The sequence below is a fragment of the Affinundibacterium danionis genome, from assembly GCF_042432465.1.
GTDB lineage: Bacteria > Pseudomonadota > Gammaproteobacteria > Burkholderiales > Burkholderiaceae_D > Undibacterium > Undibacterium danionis.
In genome coordinates this window covers 303305-326322 of the sequence record NZ_JBHLXJ010000015.1, presented here as the reverse complement: position 1 = coordinate 326322, position 23018 = coordinate 303305, and the positions used below count along the sequence as shown (strand labels likewise).

Below are 23018 nucleotides of genomic sequence, written 5' to 3'. Positions count from 1 at the left end.
ACTCGTCGCTGGAAAACCAAAGATGATCGCTATCATTGCTTGTATGAGAAAGCTTCTTTCTTTGGCTTTCGCTATTTTAAAATCCAAGACCCCATTTAATCCCGAATTCGCTTGACGGACGAGACAGTATCTACATGGCTTCTTAGTGGCCACCCAACATGGTTACTTGCTGCTCGATCTAAAGTCTTCGAGTTTCGCAACCAATTCTTTCATATCGTTTGGAATTTCTGATATGTTGAATTCATCAATAATTTGTATATCTGTGAGATTCACAGATAGCTCGGTTTGAACTACTTCTCGAAGTCTACGTAAGACCGTTTTTCCTGGGCAGATTCCAAGACGCGAATCTAATGAAGCCCATTTTTGTTCAAATTCTTGAATTGCTTTTTTGCTCAATATGCTTGGGTCAATGCCTGAGCTTTTGTTAAAATTTATGCGCTTTGCGACATATTGCGATTGTGCGTCTATACGTTCATCTTCTGTAATATTTATGAGATATTCTTCAATTGTTTTTGTCTGACTAAGTGATTTACCTGTGCGCTTTGCTTTTTGATCAATTTGTTTTTGTAGTGTCCGTTGTAGCACTTGGGTATTTAACAGATAGTTTTCCATTTCTTTATGTCTAAGAATATGAGCATCTGTTAATTCATTTTTCAGTTCATTTCGGATTTTTTCTATTTCTTCTTCGCAGAAATAGTCTCTGTCATAGATGGCAAAAATCTTTAGATTTGCGTCTATTGTTTTTTTTGCGCCCCATGCAAACGATTTAATTTTCTCCCAAGATGTGAACCCACCTGATTCGAAGGCAGTAAGGTCGTTTCCCGTAGATAGATCGTCGTTTCCGAGTACCTTCGCGAATCGTCTAACGGTTTTGAAATCATCAAATCCTTCGACGAATACTATCTTCTTCGTTCGTGCGAGATGGGCTAAGGTAACGTTTTGAGCAGACCCTATTGCGGATAAGGCTAGCTGCATTCCTTCAACATCGCGTAATCTTTGAGCAGAATTCTTACCTTTTTGAATAAGTAATATTTCAGCGGGATCGGCTTCTCCAATTATTTCTACAGAATGAGTTGCTAACAAAACATCTGCGTCAAGTCCTCGTAATATCGAGAGTAGTTGCCGTTGTACGTCAGGATGCAAGTATATTTCGGGCTCATCAATCGCAAGCACTGTTGATTTCGAGGCTCGTGAAATATGTGTCAAGAGTTGACACCAGATTTGAAAGCCGAAACCAGACCAGAATATTTCTCTATCTATCCTGTTTTCGGCGACAAACATGCAAAGCTCAGACTCACGCAAACCTACTTTTACTTCTGGAGGCTTGATCTTCATGCCAGGCCATGAATTTGATACCATTTGCTCAAATAAGTCCCACCCATCTGAGAAATGATGCCAGTAATTTCTGAAGTGTCGGCTAGCGCGATGTGTGTTAAGCGCAGATTTAATAGTGTCTTCGTTTACGAATAATTCTCTATATTCTAACGGTCCAAGGACTGGGACAACCTGAATAGTTATTGGGAAGGCAGTTTTAAATCTGCTAACAGTTGTAATTGGTTGCCCCTCACATTCCCAAAACAGAGTGCATCCACCATCGTTAGGGAAAAAGAGTGATAATTTATTCTTGTTAGAAAATCTGAAATCAATCTGACTGTCCTCTGAGTTGTAATCAGTTGCTACATTCTCAAGCGAGATGCTTAACTGTGATAGAGAGATATGATGGCCAAAACCTAAACTGTTGTTAGGTAATGTTACTCGCTCTGCATTTTTGGAACGAGCTCGTTTGAGAGCCACTTCCAGAATTCGGAGTGCACTTATGATAGTTGATTTTCCCGCGTTGTTTGGCCCGACTAATATGTTGATGTCTTGTAGCGAAATTGTAAAATTCCGGAGAGATTTGAAGTTTGTGAATTTGATACTTATAAGTTTTACGTCGCTCACACCGCTTGCTCCCTTTGTATATAGCACCAGCCATCGTATATTCGAACAACAAAAAGAGCTTAACGTGATAATTAAGAAAAGACAATTTTTTCGATAATTTGAAAACTATAAAATATTTAATTGTGACTAATGCTGTTTAGCTTTTTAGTACACATAAATTGATAGATGAGTAGCTCATAAAAATATCAAGCCATGTAAAAAAGGGCGATCCAAAGTCGCCCTTCCCCCTTCAAACTCAAACCGGAAAAATCAGAACCGCACATTCCCCGGCGTACGAGGAAACGGAATCACATCGCGCACATTACCCACACCAGTGATGTAGGAAACAGCACGTTCAAAACCTAAACCAAAACCTGCGTGTGGCACTGTGCCGTAGCGGCGCAGGTCGCGGTACCAGTAGTACGGTTCTTTCGCTAAGCCGACTTCTTCCATGCGAGCGTCTAATACGTCTAAACGTTCTTCGCGTTGTGAGCCGCCGATGATTTCGCCTATGCCTGGGGCTAAGATGTCCATCGCTGCTACCGTTTTGCCGTCGTCGTTCATGCGCATGTAGAAAGACTTGATGTCCTTAGGATAGTTTTGCAGAACCACTGGGCCGTTGACGTGTTTTTCGGCGAGGTAGCGTTCGTGTTCGGATTGCAGATCGGTGCCCCATGACACTGGGTATTCGAATTTTTGACCGCAGTTTTGCAAGATGTTGACCGCTTCGGTGTAGTCCATACGCACGAATGGTTTGGCGATCATGTTTTCTAATTTGGCGATCACGCCTTTTTCCACGCGTTCTTCGAAGAAGGCCATATCATCAGCGCGTTCGTTCAAGACGGCGGTGAAGACATATTTCAACATCGCTTCGGCGAGGTCGGCATTCTGTTTGAGATCTGCGAAAGCGACTTCGGGTTCTATCATCCAGAACTCAGCCAAGTGACGGCTGGTGTTGGAGTTTTCTGCGCGGAAGGTTGGACCGAAAGTGTAGACCTTGGACAATGCCATGCAATAGGTTTCTACGTTCAATTGGCCAGACACTGTCAAGAAGGTTTCTTTACCGAAGAAATCTTTGCTGAAATCTGGCTTGCCTTCTGGTGTTTTGGGGAAGTTCATCATATCCAAAGTGGATACGCGGAACATTTCGCCAGCGCCTTCGCAATCGGATGCAGTCAAGATCGGTGTGTTGACCCAGAAGAAGTCTTGCTCATGGAAGAAGCGGTGGATGGCTTGCGCAATCGAGTGACGGGTACGTGCTACCGCGCCCATGATGTTAGTACGCGCGCGCAAGTGAGCGTTCTCACGTAAGAATTCCATGCTGTGCGGTTTGGGTTGAATCGGGTAGGTGTCTGGGTCTTCGACCAAGCCAAATACCTGCACGCTCTCAGCTTGCATCTCGAAACTTTGACCACCGCCTTGGGATGGCACGACCATACCGGTTGCTGCAAAGGAGGCGCCTGCGGTCAGGTGCAACACTTCGCTTTCGTAATTGCTTAATGTATTGGGCACGACGATTTGCAAAGTACCGAAGCAAGAGCCGTCGGTTAATGCCAAGAAGGACACGCCTGCTTTGGAATCACGGCGGGTGCGTACCCAACCTTGGACTGTGACACTGTTGTCGCTCGGGGCTTTACCATTGAGGACGTCTTTAACGCTGAAAGTTGCCATAAATTATTTCTCCATTTTTGATGCGAGAATTTCCCAAAAACTCATGTGAGGCGATGCGCATTGTTGGGGCACATGTTTGCTCCCTCATTTCTAATTGAAATTTTTAGAAATTCTCGAGTGGCGCACATGATAACGGTTTGTGATGCACCCGTAAAACCAATTTGCGCAAAAGCGCACGTGCTTTATATTTTTTCTGCCGTGATCGTCGGTGTTTTTGATGAATTTTTGAGCAATGTGCATAAAAAGTATTGCTCAAAAACTTAGTTGGAAGCCAGATTAAGGCATCATCATGAGGCGCGCAGGCAATCGACAATCTTCATACGAGAAGCGCGCCAAGCGGGAATAAATCCACCAATAAAGCCCATGCTTAAAGAAAAGATGAGAGTTTTGATAATGATTTCGCCGTTTAATTTGAATTGAAACGCAAGCTCGCTGAAGGTCTGAAAATTGGTGGTAGAAATATCTACCGCCTGCATCCAAGACGCTGCAAATAGGCCAATTAGACCACCGACTAGCGATAGTAATAAAGATTCAGAAAGAAAAGCGACTAACACAGCGCTGCGCCGGAAACCTAAGGCACGTAAGCTTCCGATTTCGCCAACGCGTTGCGCGACAGCCGCAAACATGGTGATCATCGCGCCGACTATGGCACCAATAGAAAAGATAACTGATAGACTCAAACCTAATATGCGTATGAATGTGGCGAGCGCTTCGCTTTGTTCTGCGTAGAATTGAATCTCCGGTTTGGCGTCAATTTGTAAGCGGGGATCGTTAGCAATCGCAGTTTGTAAAGCCGACGCTGCGTTCGCATCATTTAAGCGAAAAACGATAGTTGAGTAGGCATTGCGTCGAAAGGCTGCCATCATTTGTTCGTTGTCGCCCCAGATTTCGCTATCAAATCCTGTTTTGCCAGAGTCGAAGATTCCGACCACGACCCAGTCGCGCTGCGCAAAATGCAGGGTTTCTCCCAAACCGGTACCGCGAAAACCTTGCGACACCGAGCGTCCCGCGATAATTTCGGAAGTGCCAGGGCGGAACATGCGACCTTCTAACATCTTCACTTGTGGGCGTAACTCTAATCCTAAGGCGGAGGTGCCACGCAAAGTCACATTACTGGGCTTGCCATTACTACGCTTAGGTAAATTATTTAAAACAACCGGCTCTTTACTCAGCAGTGCCTTGCCTTCTCTATTTGTTGCGATGCCTGGCAGGCTTTCGATAATTGCGGCTTGATCTCTGGCGATACCGCTATTAATTTCTGCGCCTGAGCCTTTGCGTAACACTAAAATATTATCGGGTTGTCCGGTCGCGACTAAGGTTGCTCGTATGCCTTCACTCATCATCAAGACCACGGTGAATACAAAGATGACGAGCGCCATGCCGCCCGCGGTGAGCAGGGTGGTGACGCGGCGCACCCACAGGTTTCTGGCGACGTAGGAAAAGGGGATAGCTTTCATGCTACATGCCTTAATCCGTTGACGATGTCGATACGACTCATCTTCCATGCAGGCCACGCCGCCGCGACGACGCCGACTATGCTACTGGCGAGAATTTGCAATAGCATCGTGGTCTGTGATACGGCAAACACGGGAAACAAACTGCCAACCGATTTGGCGAATGCCGCAGCAATCGGTAGTGTGAGTAAAATGCCAGCTCCACCACCTAGTAAAGCAATCACTAGGCTTTCGCCAAACAATAGTTTCACGACGAAGCTGGGGGCAAAGCCTAATGCCTTGAGCGTGGCATATTCGGCTAAGCGCTCGCGTGCGGTCATGGTCATGGTGTTCGCCATTACCGCCATGATAATGATGATGATCACATAGCTGACAGCATTGACGGCAACCAAGATTGCCTCGCTCATAGACACGAAACCTAATTGAAATGCTTTTTCGGTCTCGCTTAACGTCTCTGCCAAGGAATTTTTAAATTGTGCATCGATACGCTCGGACACTAGAGGGGCGTTGTTAGGATCATCGATGCGCACTACATAGACGCCGACGTAATCGGCATTGCGCTTAAATCGCTTGCGATTTGATTCGGCTAATAATTGCCAGTGAAATAGAAATTGTGATTCATCGGTTTTTGCATCGACCCCATCCCAGATACCGCGTAAAGTGAAAGTCCAAGTGCCTGGGAAGATCGTGCCGCGTAAGGGAATTTGATCGCCAATTTTCCAGCCATATTGATTGGCCAGTTTGCGTCCTACGATAGCGCCTTGTCGGTCTAAGATGAAGGCTTTTTTCTCCTCATCTTTTAAAACATATTCGGGATAGAGCGCCAAATAACTGGCGGGTTCGACCGCGAATTGTGGGAAGAAATTACGCTCGGTAATATACACGCCACCAAACCAATTAGACCAACTGACGCCGGTCACACCTTCTACATTTCTGAGTCGGTCGGCGTAACTTAAAGGTAGTGGAAAGGTCAGTGAAATGGAATTGCGAGTGATCAATCTGACGCTAGAAGTACCATCCACGCCCGCATACCAAGCGTCAATAATGGTGCGTAACAGCCCATAGGCGCAAATGGCGACGATGAGTCCTACCATCGTTAAGATCGTGCGTAATTTATGCCGAAAAGCGTTCTTGAGTAGTAGGCGCAGGATGAACATAGCGTTTTGATTTCTTAATGTGAAGACGCCGTTGCTAACGCGTCGTCCGCAACCAATAGACCTTTTTCTAGATGCACTAAGCGTCTTGCCCGTGATGCTGCTTTGGGATCGTGAGTGACCATGATGATGGTTTTGCCTAAGCTGCGATGTAGTTCATCCAGTAAATTAAGAATTTCTTCGGCGGTGACTCTGTCTAAATCACCGGTTGGTTCATCGGCCACAATTAAAGTTGGATCAGTCACCAAAGCGCGTGCAATCGCAACGCGTTGTTGTTGACCGCCAGAGAGTTCGTTGGGGTAGTGATCCATGCGGTCGCTGAGTTTGACCATTTCCAATGCTGCGCTGACATGGGCGTGGCGCTGTTTCTTAGATAAATTGGTGAGTAGTAAAGGCAGCTCTACGTTTTCAAATGCCGTGAGTACCGGCATCAAATTGTAGAACTGAAAAATAAAGCCCACGTTCGCCGCACGCCAATCGGCTAACTGTCCTTCGCTGAGATTGGCGATATTGACGCCAGCGATTTCTATTGTGCCAGCCGTTGGTTTATCGATACCAGCAATGAGGTTAAGTAGGGTACTTTTACCAGAGCCACTGGGGCCCATCAGTGCTAAAAATTCGGCACTTTGGATATCCAGATCGACGCCTTCTAATACCGGAATGACTTGTCCTCCGCGGGTGTAAGATTTGTCCAAGCCACGTATGCGGATGATAGGCGTCGCATCTTTGTTGCTAGCGCTGTCGCCATGATTGTCTACAGAGGCGGTTACCATAGAATTATTTTCATTCATTGCAATCTGACTCATTTGCTGACAACGCTGATTTTTTTACCGGCTTCGAGTTTTTCGCTAGGCATCAAGACTAATTTATCACCTGATTGCAGGGCACCAGTGACTTCCTGATTGTCGCCAATTTTTCTCGCTAGATTCACGGCGATCATTTCTACCGTATCGTCTTTAATTTTAAAAACCACTTTCTTGCCACCACGATCGACCACGGTTTTAGGATTGATTGCTAATACCGGCTTTTGGTCGGCATCGCTGGCCGCTTGTGACAAGATCGTCACCTTGGCACTCATCTCCGGCAGGATGCGCGGATCGAGTTTTTCAAAACGAATTTTGGTCATGACTGTGGCTTTGGCTCTATCGACTGTGGGCACGATGCTGACCACGTTGCCGCGAAAGCGAGTATCCGGTAGGGCGTCTAAAGTGACTTCAACAGGTTGGCCGATTTTTGCTTTGGCGAGATTACTTTCCGAGACATCGGCTTCGACTTCTAAGGTGCTCATGTCGGCCATGGTGACGACCGCACCTTGACTGCCCGCTGCGCTGGAAAACGGCGTGATGATATCGCCGACGTTAGCATTTTTAACCAAGACCACGCCATCAAAAGGGGCGCGGATTTCGGTGAAATCTTGATTCACTTGTTGGACTTTCAGTTGAGCTTTAGCGACGGCGACGGCTGCTTGTGCAGAAATCATCGCTGCTTTCGCGGCATTGAAACGCTTGTTTGCAGCGTCTAACGCCTGACTAGAGATAAATCCTTGAGTGCTTAAACCTTGGCTACGTTTGAGATCGGATTCGGCATTCACGACTTCGACATTGGCTTGCGCTACGCCTGCTTCTGCTTGTCGTATGCTCGCTTGTACCGCCACTAGCGCAGCCTGTATATCGCTCGCATCTAGTTTAGCAATGATTTCACCTTGCTTGACCACGCTGCCTTCGCGCACATTGAGCCAGACTAATCTACCCGTCGCTTTGCTGGCGACTGCCGCTCTTCTTTGCGCGACCACATAGCCGGATGCTGTGAGCTGGGCATATTGTTGAGAGGGATAAGTGGTGATAACGGAGCTGGCTTGAACCTCTAATTTGTCAGGCTTGAGCAGCACACCTAGTATCACTGCAATAAGCAGAAGAATGACTATCCAGCGCCCATAAGCGCGTGATTTTTTTGCAGCGGGATTCGCGTTGCGATTGATCTTCAGTTGTTGTAACGAAGAGGTGTTGGAGTTGGGCGTGGTAGGCGTAGTCATTTTTTTTTGCACTTTAGCGTAGAGCATTCGTGATAGAAAATTTTAGTGTGCCAATTCTGAAGCTGCCAGTGGAAAATAGTCTGGAAACTATGACTCGCAATGAATCGCAATGAATCGCAATGACTCGCGCCCGCAACAAGAAAGCACAAAAAACAGAACTAGAAAATAGCACTGGAAAACAGAACTGAAAAACAGAAAAAATATAGCGCGACCAAATGAGTTGATTAAATCGACTGCAAACTTTACTACAAAAAGTCTAGATTTATGATGGGTTCTTCATGAAAAACAAAATTACTGAATAGACGAGGTACAATTTGTGTTATTTAAATGAATATCAAATGAGTATTTAATGTCCGTCTATTTCTAGGGTTTATGTTGGGACTTGGCGTCAAAGCGGCTGTTTTTCTTGTGAATTAAGGGGCGTTTATCTATGTTGTAGTGACGGCTTATTAAAACAATGCATGATACTGGCTGTGCATCTGATAGAGCCTCAGAGTGATTGTCAGCGTAGTTCAATGAAGTCAAAAAAAGCAAAAAATAGAAAACTGGGGGAAATATGAAACTAACTGCATCGGCTTTGCCGTTGCCATTTGGCGCGCAATATCTCAAATACACAGAACGAAGCCAAGTACGGCGTTGGCTATTGAATGGCTTGTCCTTGCTGGTGTTTATCGCCTATCTGATGTGGTCAAATTTGGTACAGGCGCAAACGATTTTAAATTCCGGTGCGACAGTGAATGTGACGATGACGCAGGGGCAATCGTTTTCACAAAATTTTGAAGGTACCGGTACCCAAGATAATGTCTATACCATTTCGGGGGCTTTGCCTCCGGGTATCGGCACAAGCACGATCCCAAAGCCGCCGCCAGCCACGAATGGGCACGAACTAATACTATCGGGTACGCCCACCTCGGCAGGTAGTTATTCTTTTACGGTGAATGTCAGCGCGACCTTTTTTTCTGTCCCAATACTGTATACCACCACGATTAATGTCACCGTTGTGTCGGCAGCGCCGGTCGCCAGTAATTCGACCAAAACAGTTGTGCAGAGTAGCAGTGGGAATAGCATCACGCCCGTTACCTCAGGTAGCGTGACCAGCATTTCGATTGCGAGTACACCATCGCACGGCGTGGCGAGTGTCAGTGGTTTGAATCTTATTTATACGCCCTCTAGCGGCTACCTTGGATCCGATACGATCAGTTATCAAGCGACCGGGCCTGGGGGGACTTCATCTATCGCGACCATTTCTATCAACGTCGTTGAACCACCGCCGAGTCTAGAGTCGGGCAATGTGCGCGTGAGTGCGAATACTACTTTGAATTTAATTACGCCTGCTATCACAGGCAATGCAACGAGTTTGAGTATTGTCGGCACACCCGCGCATGGTGTGGTGACTGTGAATGGATTGGATTTGTTTTACACGCCAAATAGAGATTATGTTGGCGCAGATCAAGTCAGTTTATATGTTGTGGGTGCGGCGGGCTCGTCTAATGTAGCGACGCTGAATATTCAAGTCTTAGATGATCTTCCTAAACTGACCAGCAGCGCTGTCACGGTCAATACCGATAGCAGCACTTATCCCATCACAATAACACCGACCGTGAGCGGGAACGTCAGTAGTATCGCGATTCAAACCCCTCCCTCGCATGGTGTAGCTACTGTGAGTGGACTGGGAATTCGTTATACGCCGCAACCAGGATATGTGGGTGTCGACACCTTGAGCGTGGTGGCGATCGGGGTCGGTGGGACTTCGGCGCCAGCCTCGATCACGATTAATGTCGTTGCCGTCGCCCCCGTTTTGAGCGCCACTAATGTACAAGTCGTAGCCAATAGCACCTCGAATCTCATTGCGCCCAAAATAGTAGGGCTAGCCACTCAGATTAATATAGTGAATGGCGTCAGCCACGGTAGCGTGGTGCAACGAGGGACAGATTTGTTGTATACGCCGACGGCAGCTTATGTCGGAAGCGATGCCTTGACCATTACTGCGAGTGGGCCAGGCGGTGTTTCGAATACGGTAACGATCGCGATTGAAGTACAAGCGATGAATGGCACTGTGAATAGCGTCGTCGTGCAGGCGAATAGCGCGGCGAATCCTTTGCCTGTGGCGGCTTTGGCTGGCGCGCTCAGCCTCAGTCTCAGCACGCCGGCGGCGCATGGCGTCGTGACTGTGAATGGGATGAGTTTGAGCTATGTACCTGCGACTAATTACGTGGGGAATGATAGCGTTAGCTATTCTGTACTAGGTAGTAATGGTAGTTTCGCTTCGGCTACGATTAATATTTCCGTTGTGGCAGCTGCACCAGTAGCAAAAAACATGAGCCTAACAGTGGAGACCGGACGTAGTGCCAGTGTTGATCTCGCCAGTTTGATTTCTGGACCTGTTTTTTCCGGGCTAACAATTAATTTGAATAGCCCGCCTGTACATGGTGCGGCAAGTCTGAATGAAACGCGAATCACTTATACGCCAGCGCCTGGTTATATTGGTCCTGATAGTTTGAGTTTTACCGCTACCGCAATTGGTGGCGTTTCTAATACTGCTCAATTAGTCATCACGGTCGTGCCGCGTCCTGATCCATCAAAAGATCCTGGCGTGTTGGCGGTGGTTAGTGCCAATGCGGCAGCCGTACGTCATTTTGAACAAACTCAGATCGAACACTTTAATGGCAGGATGTTGGAGTTGGCTTCCCAAGCTGGTAGTTCAAAAAATGAGGGGAACAAAGAGCGCAAAACAGAGTGCGGACCGCTTGCGATGTGGGTGTCGGGTATGAATAGTGTAGGTAGTTATCGCAGCGCGAATGGTTTGAAATATACGACTATGGGGTTTAGTGCAGGTGCGGATCGTTGCTTCGGTGGTGGTCAAACACATATTGGCTTTGGCCTTGGTTATGCGCGCGACCATAGCGAATTTGAGCGTAATCCTTCGTTTGTGACAGCAACGGCGAATTCCGCAGCAAGTTATCTGACGACACAATTATTTCCATCTATGCGTTTTTCGTTTATGTTGGGTGTGAATCAAATTGATGATCGTTTTGGTCGTCAAGATGGGAATGATTTGTCGCTCGCTTTCGGACAATGGAAAGGCACTCAGATGATTAGCTCAGGCGCGATTAGTAGCGACCTTAGTTTTAGTAAGATTATGGTGATACCGTATGTGCGTTTGGATATGACCAAATTGAAGTTGGATCCATTTTCAGAAACTGGCGCGGGTGCGTATCTTTTGCATTACCACGGACAGACGATGTTGAGTCAACGTAGCACTATCGGTTTTAATAGCGAGATGAAAGTTGCCACACCTTGGGGTGAATTGATCCCGCGTTTAAAGATGGAATATCAACGCGATTTTGCCCGTCGCGATAGTTTAAAAATAAATTATATTGATGCGCCTGATGCGATTTATCTGGTGCCTTCCAATGACATCGATAGACGTTTGCTGTTGCTCTCTTTAGGCGCGGATATGATGTGGAAGAATGGCATCGTCACGATTTTTAATTACACTCATAGTGACGCCAATGGTGGAAATAAAGCGAACCGTTTTAATGTACGCTTTTCTTACCAATACTAGAGCCTTGGGTGGCTTGATATGATGAAATGAGTTAGCTTCAAGGGATTAAATGTAGCTAACTCAGTTTTTCATCTTTTTGACTTGTCTATTGTCTGCTAGTTACTCAGCAGACCTGCTGGCGGCGCGCTTAATGTTTAAGTTCGCTGACTGAAACCACGCCATCGACTAAGGTTGAGGCAGTAAATAGCTGAGCGCAATCAACTTGATCGAAGCTGTAATGCTTGCCACAGAAGTCGCAATTAATATCGAGTTTGTCTAGCTCTGCGATCGCAGTTTTGACTTCGTCTTCGCCTAACATTTTCAGCATATTTCCCACTTTTTCACGCGTACAATTGCAGTGGAATTCTGGGTGTTGCAAATCAAAAACGCGCAAGGTTTCTTCCCAGAATAGACGAGTCATTAAGGTATTGATGTCGGTATCTAATAGCTCTTGCTGTTTCACGGTACTACCTAAAATGACGGCACGATTCCAAGCTTCAGTCTCATCTTCGACACTTGATTCAGTACCGCCTATCTTCGGCAATTTTTGCAGTAGTAAGCCTCGTGACACTTGGCTATCTGAGGCCAGCCACAGTTTAGTGTCTAGCTGCTCGGAACGCATCATATAATTCTCAATAACGGTTGCAATAGATTCACCGTCTAAAGGTACGATACCCTGATAGGCTTGTTGTCCCGGCAATTTGTCATTTGGATCTAAAGTAATGACAAAACGGCCTTGGCCATGGCGATGTACGAGATCACTTAAAGTCGCATCATCCGCAATCTCAACATCAGGAGCTAATTTAGCGGTTGCGCGCAAACGTAATTGCGCATCACATTCGACGACTAATAGTCGCACCGGACCATCGCCATGAATTTGCATGACCATGGTGCCATTGAATTTCAAATTAGCGCTGAGCAGTGCCGATGCTGCCAGCAATTCACCTAGAATGGTTTGCACGGCTTTAGGATAATCTTGGTGCGATAAAATTTCGCGCCAAGTATTGGGTAGCTCGACCAGCTCACCGCGTACTCCGGCATGCTCAAACATAAATTTTTGTAGATTGTCTTTCACTGTGTTTCCTTGTCTTTTTGTGATGTGCTATATCACGATTGGCTTACTGCTTATTCTTTGTCGATACGCTTTAATTGTGTTTTGTATTCTTGCGCACGGCGTACATAATTTCGGGTGTTGGCTTGCATCTGCGCGATGGCTTCATCGCTGAGCGTGCGAACTACTTTGGCGGGTGAACCAACGATCAACGAGTTATCAGGAAACTCTTTTCCCTCGGTCACCAGAGCGCCTGCACCGACTAAACAATTCTTTCCTATCTTGGCACCATTCAAAATCACCGCCTGTATGCCGATCAGACTACCTTCGCCGACGCTACAGCCGTGCAGCATCGCTTGATGGCCGACTGTTACATTCTTGCTGATGGTAAGAGGAAAACCGGGGTCAGTATGTAAAACGCAAGATTCTTGTAAGTTGCTGTTTTCACCAATATGAATTAATTCATTGTCACCACGAATCACGCTGCCGAACCAAACGCTGGCTAAGGCATCAATTTTTACTTTGCCTATAATTTGGGCGCTATCGGTGATGTAAGCACTGGGATCGATGTCAGGTGCGATGTCGCCTAATTGGTAGATTGCCATATTGCTTCCTATGAAACTTCTAAGAGGAGAGGCGTAAATGCCGTAAAATAGTGATCTTGAAATAAACCGACATTTTACCGCCCTCCGCATGATTTCACCGACCTCACCCGAATTTTCTTCTCAGGATAATCAGACTATCGATCACATCGAATTGCCATCTGAGGTGCGGCTAGCTGCCTTGGCGTGCTTAACCAAAGCCGATGCGCGCAGTAAAGCTGCCGCCGTACAAGCATTAAGGCAAGCCTATTTGGCACAACAATTAAGCCTTAATCTGAGTGTCCAATTGCTTGCGCCAACCGATATTCCTGGGCGCCCATTGAGGCCGGAATTGGTGCCGCCACTCGGTGTAAAACGTAGAGCAATGAATACCGTCGAAGGTCGCGCGACTCTAATTCACGCGTTGGCACATATAGAGTTTAATGCTATTAATCTCGCCTTAGATGCCGTGTGGCGTTTCCCTGATATGCCAGAAGCTTATTACAGCGACTGGCTGCAGGTCGCGCAAGAAGAGGCTTACCACTTTAGTTTGTTGGCTGATCATTTAGTCACATTAGGCTATGAATACGGCGACTTTCCTGCGCATAATAGCTTGTGGGAATTGGCCGAGCGGACTCAGGATGATGTGCTGTCGCGCATGGCGCTGGTGCCTCGCACCATGGAGGCTCGCGGGCTTGATGCCACGCCAGCCTTGCGCGCCAAGATTGCGCAAGCGGGCGATCAGGCTGCTGCCGAGATTTTGGATATTATTTTGCGCGATGAAATCGGGCACGTCGCGATAGGAAATCGGTGGTTTGCGTATCTGTGTGAGCAACGCCAATTAGAGCCTATTGCCTGTTTTGCGCAATTGGCCGCGCGGTTTAGAGCGCCAACTTTACGCGCACCATTTAATGTAGAAGCGCGTCTTGCTGCAGGATTTACGCCACAAGAATTGAACGCGATGAATATTAGTTAGTTTGTCTTGATCGTATGCTTGCACCGAAACGGAAGCATAAGTGGAACCGAAAGCAGAAGCAGAAAAGGATAATTAGAATGTCTCCACAAAAGAGTGCTTTTAGATTGTCAATTGGGTCGTCAGATGCCGTTCTGGTTACAGTGCCAAATACAGCTCCAAATACAGCCCCAAATACAGCGCTGAATCATAGGGCTTCTCAGATGATGGCATCTATAAAAAAAATCGGACGCAGGCTTTTTTTAATCACTGCTTTGGGCGCGACATTATTGACGCAAACTAGTTGTGGCTTATTTTCTAAACCGCCAGCGCCTGTGCCTGCCGTAGAACGAGTCTTGAAAAAGAAAGTCGTGATGACGGGATTTGCTGTCAATGTTGCTGCGCAAGTGCAAGATCTCGACGATATTGCCCAAGGCTTTCCGCGTGAAATGCTAAGTCGACTGGAGCGCAGCGGTAGCTACATTGTGCGTCAATCACCAAATCTATTGTCCTTCGACTTAAAGCAAACCGCACCCACTGCAAAAATGGTGCAGCAAGTGGCGGCTGAAAATGATGCGCAATTTGTGATTTCAGGTGAAATTAGAAATGCTGGTATCCGCAGCGATAAACAATTCTTCGGTTTGTGGGAGAGTCGGAGTCGTCATATTGAAGTTGAGTTTAGTATTTATGATGGCTTGAGTGGTGCTTTCTTAAGTCGTCATCTCTTATACCGTCCAGCCGAAGATGATGCAAAAGTAGGGCGCGATAAGCCGTTTGGGAGTGTGGCGTTTTATGCGACTAGTTTTGGTAAGGCGGTTGACGCTGTGATTGAAGAATCGGTTGCTTGGATACGTAAGGATTTGGCGCCATTTCCTCTCATGGCGAAGATTATTAAGATCAAAGATCAACAAATAATTTTTGATGCCGGTCTCAGTTCCAACATCATCGTCGGCGATCAGGCATTGGTGGTATCGGATTACGATCAGTTGCCGACTTTAGGTTTAAGTGCGCAACAAGCGCGTCCTCTACAGTACGGCATTCCACAAGCCAGCATGGGAAAAATTAAGATTGTGCAAGTGCAATTGCCATTTGCTGTCGGAGAATTAGTCGACGAGCAAAGCGGCAAAGCGGTACAAGTGAAGGTCGGTGATTTCGTGAGATTTGATACGGCTGGCTATTAGTTGTATTAGTTGTTATTGACCTCTAAGGAACCTTGAAAGCGGTAAGCTAAATCAGCATTGCTGGCCTCATTGGCAGCAAACAGCGTAGTCTGCAAAAAAATCGAAGAGCACAAGATTTATTGAAAAATAGATCTTGTGCTTTTTTGTTTTAAAAAGCGGGTCAAACAACAAAATGCTGCAATAGCGTATAATAATCGAACGATCGTTCTATTTTTATATTTAGGTCAACATTATGAAATCAAGCCAATCTGAATTCGTCTCCTTGCGCGGGTTAAATATGCACATACGTCATTGGGGAGATCCTGATGCACCTTTGTTATTCATGGTGCATGGCTGGATGGACGTGGCGGCTTCATTTCAATTTGTGGTTGATTGTTTGGCGCGCGATTGGCATGTGATTGCCCCTGATTGGCGCGGTTTTGGTTTGACTGAATACCCTAAGGTGGAGAGTTATTGGTTTCCTGACTATGTGGCTGACTTAGACGCGATTTTGCAGCACTATTCGCCAGATCAGCCTGTCAATTTGTTGGGACACAGCATGGGGGGGAATATTGCGATGATTTATGCAGGTGTTCGTCCCGAGCGTATCGCTAAACTGATTAATCTAGAAGGTTTTGGGATGCCAATGACGCAAGCTAAACAAGCACCAGGGCGCTATAAAAAATGGTTAGAAGAATTACGTGAAGTGCCGACTCTGCGTACTTATGCGAGTTTGGAAGAAGTGGCGGGGCGCTTGCAAAAAACGAATCCTCGCTTACCCAATGAGCGTGCAGCGTTTTTAGCGCAACATTGGTCTAAACAAAACTCTGATGGCGCGTGGGAATTATTAGCCGATCCAGCGCACAAAAATTCTAGTCCTATCTTGTATCACGTCGATGAAGTATTGGAATGCTGGCAAAACATCGCAGCACCTGTGTTGTGGGTTGAGGCTAATGATACCGATATCTGGCGCATGATAGGCTCGAAAGAACAGGCACGTATCGAGATCGACCGACGTATGAAATTTATTCCTTCAATGCGAACTGAAATCGTGATGGATGCTGGACATATGTTGCATCATGATCAGCCCGAAGTCTTAGCCGGATTGATAGAAAATTTCTTGGCAGAGTAGGGGCGCGTCGAGTTAGAAAATGAAAAGCATGAACTAAAAAGTTCATGCTTTTTTGTTTTTAATGCTTGAATTTTTTAATTTAAATCGCTTAACTGATTCTGGTGGGAAAAACAGTGTTTTGTAGGGGATCGTACAACATATTTTTAATGGCGTGAGTGAGTCACAAAACTTTATTGCTATACTGGGTAGCGTATGTTTAATGTTTCTTAATTCCTACCAAAATTTCATATAAAAATTATGGCTGATTTGATCCCGCTCATTAAAAATGGTGATAGCGCACACCGCGTCGATATCGTGATTGTTGCTGAAGGATATACCCAAGCTGAACGAGCTAAGTTTATTGCGGATGCCCAAGTCTTTTTGGATAGTTTTTTGGGGGACAGCAATGCGCGTCTCAATGCCCCATTTTCTAATTACAAAAAATTCTTTAACGCTTCAGCGCTATTCTTTGCTTCGGCTGAATCGGGTACCGATCAACCGAATAAATCGATTTCAGTTAATACCTATTTTAATTCTACTCAACATGGTGCCGATGGGCGTTTGCTGTACGGTGATACCTATGCGGTAGAAAATGAAGTGGCTAAAGTATTCGCAAGAAATGAGCGCGAACTGATTATTGTTTTGGTAAATACGCCTTTGTATGGTGGTGCTGGCGGAACCATTGCTTGGGCCTCGGCCGGGAATGCACTGGCTTCTGAGTTAGCGCTGCATGAGATTGGTCACAGTTACGCGGGCTTACAAGATGAGTATGTCGATGCCGAAGTCGCGAAATCTTTTCCTACCACTAATCAGAGTTTCTTAGACAGTCCGCATGTGACCGATTCCTTGAGTCGTATTCCTTGGAAAGACTGGATAGGTTATATGGATGAACTGGGTACTGTGGGTACTTACGAGGGCGGATATTATCGCGCCACAGGTATTTGGCGGGCGACGCAAAATTCTAAGATGTTATATCTGAATCAGCCATTTAGCGCACCAGAAAAAGAAGCGTTTGCCTTGCAATATTATTCCAATTTGGGTGACTATTTGACGGTCAGTAGTATTGCACCCGGCATTTATGCGGCCAATACACCGGATGCGAGTTTGTTCTCTTTTAATTGGAAATTCGATGGTAAGGATCTGCCTAAAGGCGGTGCAATTTATGACGCTTATGCCAATGGGGGGTATGCGGTCGGTAATAAGCTATCGGTGGTAACGACCGACAATACGGGATTGATTCGTAAAAATATCGCGCAGACTAGTCAGACCGAACAAATTAATATCACCAGTGCGCTTAAAGATAATAGCGCGTTGCTCAGCTACGCTGTGGCAAGTACTGATGCAGGCTCGATACTGCGATTTGGCGATGCTGACAATCAGATTACGATCAAAGACGCCAGTTTGCCGAATGTGTATTTAGATGGTGGTAAGGGTAATGATAGTTTGAAATTGGGCTTTAATTTAAATAGTGCGTCTAATTTTAAAATTCAGGAGATTGCGGGTAGCACCTTTACACTCAAGCAGCAGGATGGTTCTTTGCTCGCCACCTATCAGATCGAGAGCTTGAAATTTGATAATTTTATCGTCAATACCAAAGTCCACGCGAACGCGCAAACCATTAGTAAGTCAGCGTTAGATACCTTGCTCGATATTTACGTCGCTTATTTCAATCGAGTGCCGGATGCCGATGGTTTAAATTATTGGATTGATAGTTATAAGTCGGGTATGGGGCTTGCGAAAATCAGCGAAGCTTTCTTTTATGCTGCTGCAGAAAAATCTGCTCAGACGGGTTACACCTTAGATCTAAGTAATACCGATTTAATTAATAAAATCTATGTCAATGCCCTAGGCAGACATGACGGCGCTGACACCGCTGGACTTAATTATTGGTTGAATGATTTATCTACTGGCGTATTCACTCGCGGCTCTATGGTGCTAGCGATTGTGGCGGGTGCACATCAAGAAACGGGTGAGTGGAAATGGGTTGCCGATTTATTGGATAATAAAATTCAGGTCGCTCACAAATTTGCAGTGGATTGGGGTCTCAATTACAGCACACCCGAAGAGTCAATTCTTAAAACCATGCAGATCGCTTCTCTGGTGACACCGACCGATACGACGGCAGCCATTCAACTGATAGGTATTGCTGAAGGGCAAATTCAGTTTATGTAAGGCGAGCTATTTTGTTTTTGAGTAGAGCATTCGAATCGCGGTATTTCGTGGTCTATACATGCCGAATAGACTGAACTCTTAAAAAAACAGATCCAGATAAAAGCGGCATTAGATAAGACAAGATAGGCGCAGCGCAGAGAAAATAATAATTCTCTGCGCTTTTTTATTTGCGCTGGAACTTTTTGTCGGGTTCAAAGGAATAGTTATATGAAGTCACTATTTTAAAAAACGCACAAAGCATGGATGATTTAATTTCTGATGTCGAATTACTACGACAAATGCGTCAAGGCGATAAAGCGGCCTTTACTACATTGTATCGCCGTCACCATGCTGTTTTGTACCGCTATGCGATTCTGCGTTGTGGTTCACCCGGTATCGCCGCCGATATAGTGCAAGATGTTTTTGTGGGATTGTTGACTGAGCAGTTTAAATACGATGCATTGAAGGGACCGTTAGTTTACTTTTTATTCGGCGTTGCCCGCAATTTGGCGATGAAGCATGACAGTGCTCTGCAAAAAACGACGAATACGACTAGCACCAATAGTCTTCTTGATGATGAAGACGAGGATGAGGTGTTCGACACAATTTGTGACGATGCCGCACCTTTAGAACGTTTACTGCATAAGCAAATGGCCGAAGATTTGCGACAAGGAATTGCTTGCCTAGCACCACATTATCGTGATGTGTTGATACTGTATGAAATACATGACATGTCCTATCTAGAGATTGCGGATATCTGTCAGATCAACGTAGGCACCGTGCGTTCTCGTTTGTCGCGCGCCCGTCAGGCCTTGGCAGAGCGTTTAAGCTCGCATCGAGACAACATAGTGAGTGCCGCTCAACGCGCTTGAGTAGATAGATAAAACTGAATAATGAACGGAAATAGTAATGACAAATTTTGATGAAATTGAGCGAGTGTTAAGGCCGCATAAAGAGGCTCTGAAGACGGAGCTAGAAAGTTGGCAAACACCTTTGGCTGTAGAGCAGAACTTGCTCGCTGCCTTTGAACAGCAATTTCCTAAACGTCCTTGGTATCGACGTTGGCCAGTGCTTAATTGGGAGTTTGGAGGCGGTTTGTGTGCCGGTCTGTTGGTGTTGGTCTTGCTGCTCAATCAAACTTCACTATGGCAATTAATTCCCGGGCGAGAGCTAGCCTCAAGTGGAAGTCTGACGACTGGCTCGCAGATTAAGTCACAGTTCAACGGAGGAGACGGAGCGTACGACATGTATGAGGACATACCTTTCATGGCCTTGTACTCAGGAGAAGAAATTTTGCAACAAGACGAGATGCGCATTGTTCAAGCGCAGATTCCCAACGCGGTATTGGCGAGTATGGGGGTGACTGTGAATCCGGAAGTTGCCAATCAAAGTGCGAAAGCGGAGGTATTGATAGGAGCGAATGATGAATTTCTGGCGGTGAGATTTTTACCCAATTAGAGCAAATCTCGCAAGGGACTTAAGGGACTTTGGTAGTAGGTAACAAGATAGCGAAATAAACTCAGTGACATAAACTCAGTGATATAAACAAACCACAAGGATGATACGACCATGAAAAAGCAAATAATGAGCGCAGCAATTTTAACTGTCATGTTGACAGCCAATCTTCAATCCACTGTGCAGGCGGCGACTTATTCCGATACGCCGACAAGTAAAGTGGCTGTTGGAGAAACCACGATGGCAATGTTGAGCTTAGTCTCGGACGATCAAGATAAGGTGGCGGGGGATAGTCGAAAAATGGATATTGAACGTCAGGCCATTATTCGTCGATCGAACGGGCTGCCAGATGTGATTGTGAATAGCCCTGTCCATGGTATGAGCTTCTTCCGTGTTTCTGGTAAGGCGGTAAAAAATGCACCTTATACGGCTGAAGTGATTTCTGAAAGTCAGCAAAAACTAGGCGATGGCAATGTGATCTCCAATAAGACTAGCAGCTTAACCTATCGTGATAGTCAAGGACGGACTCGCGAAGAAATCCGCGACGCAAAAGGTGAGCTACGTGAAATCATTATTAATGATCCCGCAGAAGGTCATATTATTTTAAATCCTAAAACCAAAGTCGCGACTAAGTTAATGGGGCGCTCTACGATGGCATCCCGAATGGGGAGCGAATCACTAAAATTAGTGACAGAAAATATCTCTCGCTCTAAAGATGGCAAAGATGTGGTGGAATTGAAATTATCTGCCGGAGACGCTAAAGACGGCGAGCGTCATGTGATAGTACGTCGAGTAGAAAAGGCCAGTGGCGATGTTAAAGCGACTGATCAAGAGAAAACACTGACGGTGGATGTGCGCGGACCAGAACATGCTCGTCAGGCCGAAATCTTTATGTCGGGTTCTGCCATGTCAGGCGCGGGTGTGACTGGTCTTGTTAATGTGTTCGGTGATGCCAAATGGGCCAATAAGCGTCAAACTAAAACCTTGGGTAATAAAGATTTTGATGGTATTAAAGCCGAAGGTAAGCAAACGAGTTTTGAGATTCCTGCTGGTGAAATAGGCAATGCAAATCCTATCGTTGTGATGGATGAAACTTGGTTCTCACCTGATTTGCAAATCACAGTGTATTCAAAACACAGTGACCCACGCTCAGGTGACAAAGTTTATCGTTTGAATAATATCAAACGCGAAGAAGTCGCTGCTAATATGTTTTCTATCCCCGCCGACTACAAATTACGCGATATCGCTAAAGATATTAAAGATCTCAAGGAAATTAAGGATATCAAAGAAATCCGCGTGAAACGTGAGGATAAAAAAGAGAAAGAGTAATGAACTGAGCTTCAATAATTTGTTGGTAATGCAAGTGGCTGTTTATACCAACATCATATATAAATGGATAAGCCAGCCTATGCTAATTGATAGCGTAGGCTGGCTTTTTTATTGCTAAATTATCCGCTGCCGCAGCAAATCCGAGGTTAACTGTTAAACTCTACTTTTGTCTCGATTTTTGCAGGTAATTTTAGCGATGAATACACCAAAAACCTTGGGTTTTACCACCACCATTTTGCACAACGACCGTCAAAAAACGATAGAGCACGGTTCTCCTCATAAACCTATTCATACTTCCGTGACTTATGGCTACCAGAATGCGCGGGATCTGGCGGAAGTATTTCAAGGCAAACAATCTGGTTATCGTTATGGACGTCAGGGCAATCCTACCGTTTCAGCGTTGGAAGATAAGCTAACGAAAATGGAGCAGGGCCTTGCTAGTATTTGTTTCGCCACCGGTATGGCGGCAATAGGCGCGGTGTTTCAGGGTTTGCTGCGCCAAGGCGATCATCTGGTGTCTTCGCGGTTTTTGTTCGGCAATACCAATAGCGTATGGCAAACCTGTGCTGAGCAAGGCATGGAATTATCCTTGGTGGATGCCACCGATGTCGCCAATGTGGCTGTCGCCATTAAACCCAATACTCGTATGGTGTTTGTAGAAACCATCGCCAATCCACGCACGCAAATCGCCGATTTAAAGCGCATAGGTGATATATGTCGGGAGCGTGGCATCTTGTTCGTGGTCGACAATACGATGACCTCACCTTACTTGTTTCAACCGAAAGCTGTGGGAGCTGGTTTGGTGATTAACTCCTTGACCAAATCAATCGCGGGTCATGGCAATGTCTTGGGCGGCGCAATTACTGATACTGGCTTATTTGATTGGGCTAGCTATCCGCATATAGCAGCTAATTTCCGTAAGCAAGCACCAGCTCAGCAAGGTATGGCGCAATTGCGCGCTAAAGCTTTACGTGATTTTGGCGCGTCGTTGGCACCTGATGCTGCGCATCAAATCGCGGTCGGCGCTGAGACTTTAGCATTGCGTATGGAACGTGAGAGCTTGAATGCTCTAGCTCTGGCGCAGATGTTAGAAGCCGACCCTCGTGTCGCCGTGGTACATTATCCGGGCTTAGCTTCGCATCCTCAACATGCACTGGCGACTGAGTTGTTCCGTGCTTACGGTGCTTTATTTAGTTTTGAATTGAAGCCAGAAATTGATTGTTTTGATTATTTGAATCGCTTGAAGCTGGCGATCAATGCGACCCATTTGGGCGATACCCGTACTTTGGTGATCCCGGTAGCTCACACCATTTTCTTTGAAATGGGCGCGGAGCGTCGTGCCGAAATGGGAATTGCGGATTCTTTGATTCGGGTATCGGTAGGGATAGAAGATACTAGCGATTTATTACATGATTTTGCACAGGCATTAGGCTGATTCTTTCAAGCCCCCAAC

Annotated in this window: 17 protein-coding genes; 9 read left to right on the top strand and 8 right to left on the bottom strand. The window is 46.0% G+C overall.

Annotation, left to right across the window (positions count from 1 at the left end):
- Nucleotides 1–162: 162 nt before the first annotated feature.
- The 6 genes from ACFFJH_RS14675 to ACFFJH_RS14650 all read right to left on the bottom strand — a co-directional run bounded on the left by ACFFJH_RS14675 (nucleotide 163) and on the right by ACFFJH_RS14650 (nucleotide 8231).
- The gene (locus tag ACFFJH_RS14675) at nucleotides 163–1941 is read right to left on the bottom strand and encodes an ATP-dependent nuclease (RefSeq protein ID WP_390213629.1); all 1779 of its coding nucleotides are present in this window, start codon (nucleotides 1939–1941) and stop codon (nucleotides 163–165) included.
- A gap of 249 nt (nucleotides 1942–2190) precedes the next feature.
- Nucleotides 2191–3591: an asparagine--tRNA ligase gene (asnS, locus tag ACFFJH_RS14670; protein WP_390213627.1), complete on the bottom strand. Its 1401-nt coding sequence runs from the start codon at nucleotides 3589–3591 to the stop codon at nucleotides 2191–2193.
- 287 nt (nucleotides 3592–3878) lie between these two features.
- On the bottom strand, nucleotides 3879–5048 hold the full coding sequence (locus ACFFJH_RS14665) for an ABC transporter permease (protein WP_390213625.1): 1170 nt from the start codon (nucleotides 5046–5048) through the stop codon (nucleotides 3879–3881).
- Nucleotides 5045–6202: an ABC transporter permease gene (locus tag ACFFJH_RS14660; RefSeq protein WP_390213624.1), complete on the bottom strand. Its 1158-nt coding sequence runs from the start codon at nucleotides 6200–6202 to the stop codon at nucleotides 5045–5047. Before ACFFJH_RS14660 ends, ACFFJH_RS14665 begins: the two co-directional genes overlap by 4 nt.
- A gap of 14 nt (nucleotides 6203–6216) precedes the next feature.
- Nucleotides 6217–6972 carry an ABC transporter ATP-binding protein gene (locus tag ACFFJH_RS14655; RefSeq protein ID WP_390213640.1) on the bottom strand — a complete coding sequence of 252 codons (756 nt, stop codon included), beginning with the start codon at nucleotides 6970–6972 and terminating at the stop codon, nucleotides 6217–6219.
- A gap of 29 nt (nucleotides 6973–7001) precedes the next feature.
- On the bottom strand, nucleotides 7002–8231 hold the full coding sequence (locus ACFFJH_RS14650; protein ID WP_390213623.1) for an efflux RND transporter periplasmic adaptor subunit: 1230 nt from the start codon (nucleotides 8229–8231) through the stop codon (nucleotides 7002–7004).
- 556 nt (nucleotides 8232–8787) lie between these two features.
- Here ACFFJH_RS14650 and ACFFJH_RS14645 point away from each other — a divergent pair.
- The gene (locus ACFFJH_RS14645; protein ID WP_390213622.1) at nucleotides 8788–11796 is read left to right on the top strand and encodes an autotransporter family protein; all 3009 of its coding nucleotides are present in this window, start codon (nucleotides 8788–8790) and stop codon (nucleotides 11794–11796) included.
- Between the two features lie 127 nt (nucleotides 11797–11923).
- On the opposite strand, the gene hslO is transcribed toward ACFFJH_RS14645, so the two are convergent.
- Nucleotides 11924–12850 (bottom strand): Hsp33 family molecular chaperone HslO, encoded by a 927-nt coding sequence (gene hslO / locus ACFFJH_RS14640; protein WP_390213621.1) that lies wholly within the window; start codon nucleotides 12848–12850, stop codon nucleotides 11924–11926.
- Between the two features lie 50 nt (nucleotides 12851–12900).
- The gene (locus ACFFJH_RS14635) at nucleotides 12901–13431 is read right to left on the bottom strand and encodes a gamma carbonic anhydrase family protein (RefSeq protein WP_390213620.1); all 531 of its coding nucleotides are present in this window, start codon (nucleotides 13429–13431) and stop codon (nucleotides 12901–12903) included.
- An 88-nt stretch (nucleotides 13432–13519) separates the two neighbouring features.
- Between ACFFJH_RS14635 and ACFFJH_RS14630 the strand changes: the two genes are divergently transcribed.
- From ACFFJH_RS14630 to ACFFJH_RS14595, 8 genes are all read left to right on the top strand, one after another.
- Nucleotides 13520–14383: a ferritin-like domain-containing protein gene (locus ACFFJH_RS14630; protein ID WP_390213619.1), complete on the top strand. Its 864-nt coding sequence runs from the start codon at nucleotides 13520–13522 to the stop codon at nucleotides 14381–14383.
- 200 nt (nucleotides 14384–14583) lie between these two features.
- Complete coding sequence (locus tag ACFFJH_RS14625) at nucleotides 14584–15540, top strand: flagella assembly protein FlgT middle domain-containing protein (protein ID WP_390213617.1); 957 nt, start codon at nucleotides 14584–14586, stop codon at nucleotides 15538–15540.
- A 232-nt stretch (nucleotides 15541–15772) separates the two neighbouring features.
- Nucleotides 15773–16651 carry an alpha/beta fold hydrolase gene (locus tag ACFFJH_RS14620; protein ID WP_390213615.1) on the top strand — a complete coding sequence of 293 codons (879 nt, stop codon included), beginning with the start codon at nucleotides 15773–15775 and terminating at the stop codon, nucleotides 16649–16651.
- Nucleotides 16652–16888: 237 nt separating this feature from the next.
- Nucleotides 16889–18802: a M64 family metallopeptidase gene (locus ACFFJH_RS14615; protein WP_390213613.1), complete on the top strand. Its 1914-nt coding sequence runs from the start codon at nucleotides 16889–16891 to the stop codon at nucleotides 18800–18802.
- 239 nt (nucleotides 18803–19041) lie between these two features.
- Nucleotides 19042–19653 (top strand): RNA polymerase sigma factor, encoded by a 612-nt coding sequence (locus ACFFJH_RS14610; RefSeq protein WP_390213611.1) that lies wholly within the window; start codon nucleotides 19042–19044, stop codon nucleotides 19651–19653.
- A 37-nt stretch (nucleotides 19654–19690) separates the two neighbouring features.
- On the top strand, nucleotides 19691–20239 hold the full coding sequence (locus ACFFJH_RS14605; protein ID WP_390213610.1) for a hypothetical protein: 549 nt from the start codon (nucleotides 19691–19693) through the stop codon (nucleotides 20237–20239).
- A 111-nt stretch (nucleotides 20240–20350) separates the two neighbouring features.
- Nucleotides 20351–21565 carry a hypothetical protein gene (locus ACFFJH_RS14600; RefSeq protein WP_390213608.1) on the top strand — a complete coding sequence of 405 codons (1215 nt, stop codon included), beginning with the start codon at nucleotides 20351–20353 and terminating at the stop codon, nucleotides 21563–21565.
- A gap of 196 nt (nucleotides 21566–21761) precedes the next feature.
- A complete protein-coding gene (locus ACFFJH_RS14595; RefSeq protein WP_390213606.1) occupies nucleotides 21762–23000 on the top strand; it encodes a cystathionine gamma-synthase family protein in 1239 nt (412 codons plus the stop codon).
- The last annotated feature ends 18 nt before the right edge of the window (nucleotides 23001–23018 follow it).

Bases quoted from the DNA above. Each gene is read 5' to 3' on its own strand.
- ACFFJH_RS14645 (WP_390213622.1), top strand. From the start codon at position 8,788: ATGAAACTAACTGCATCGGCTTTGCCGTTGCCATTTGGCGCGCAATAT.
- ACFFJH_RS14660 (WP_390213624.1), bottom strand. From the start codon at position 6,202: ATGTTCATCCTGCGCCTACTACTCAAGAACGCTTTTCGGCATAAATTA.
- ACFFJH_RS14635 (WP_390213620.1), bottom strand. From the start codon at position 13,431: ATGGCAATCTACCAATTAGGCGACATCGCACCTGACATCGATCCCAGT.
- ACFFJH_RS14655 (WP_390213640.1), bottom strand. From the start codon at position 6,972: ATGGTAACCGCCTCTGTAGACAATCATGGCGACAGCGCTAGCAACAAA.
- ACFFJH_RS14620 (WP_390213615.1), top strand. From the start codon at position 15,773: ATGAAATCAAGCCAATCTGAATTCGTCTCCTTGCGCGGGTTAAATATG.
- ACFFJH_RS14665 (WP_390213625.1), bottom strand. From the start codon at position 5,048: ATGAAAGCTATCCCCTTTTCCTACGTCGCCAGAAACCTGTGGGTGCGC.
- ACFFJH_RS14610 (WP_390213611.1), top strand. From the start codon at position 19,042: ATGGATGATTTAATTTCTGATGTCGAATTACTACGACAAATGCGTCAA.
- asnS (WP_390213627.1), bottom strand. From the start codon at position 3,591: ATGGCAACTTTCAGCGTTAAAGACGTCCTCAATGGTAAAGCCCCGAGC.
- ACFFJH_RS14595 (WP_390213606.1), top strand. From the start codon at position 21,762: ATGAATACACCAAAAACCTTGGGTTTTACCACCACCATTTTGCACAAC.
- ACFFJH_RS14650 (WP_390213623.1), bottom strand. From the start codon at position 8,231: ATGACTACGCCTACCACGCCCAACTCCAACACCTCTTCGTTACAACAA.
- ACFFJH_RS14615 (WP_390213613.1), top strand. From the start codon at position 16,889: ATGGCTGATTTGATCCCGCTCATTAAAAATGGTGATAGCGCACACCGC.
- ACFFJH_RS14625 (WP_390213617.1), top strand. From the start codon at position 14,584: ATGATGGCATCTATAAAAAAAATCGGACGCAGGCTTTTTTTAATCACT.
- ACFFJH_RS14600 (WP_390213608.1), top strand. From the start codon at position 20,351: ATGAAAAAGCAAATAATGAGCGCAGCAATTTTAACTGTCATGTTGACA.
- ACFFJH_RS14605 (WP_390213610.1), top strand. From the start codon at position 19,691: ATGACAAATTTTGATGAAATTGAGCGAGTGTTAAGGCCGCATAAAGAG.
- ACFFJH_RS14630 (WP_390213619.1), top strand. From the start codon at position 13,520: ATGATTTCACCGACCTCACCCGAATTTTCTTCTCAGGATAATCAGACT.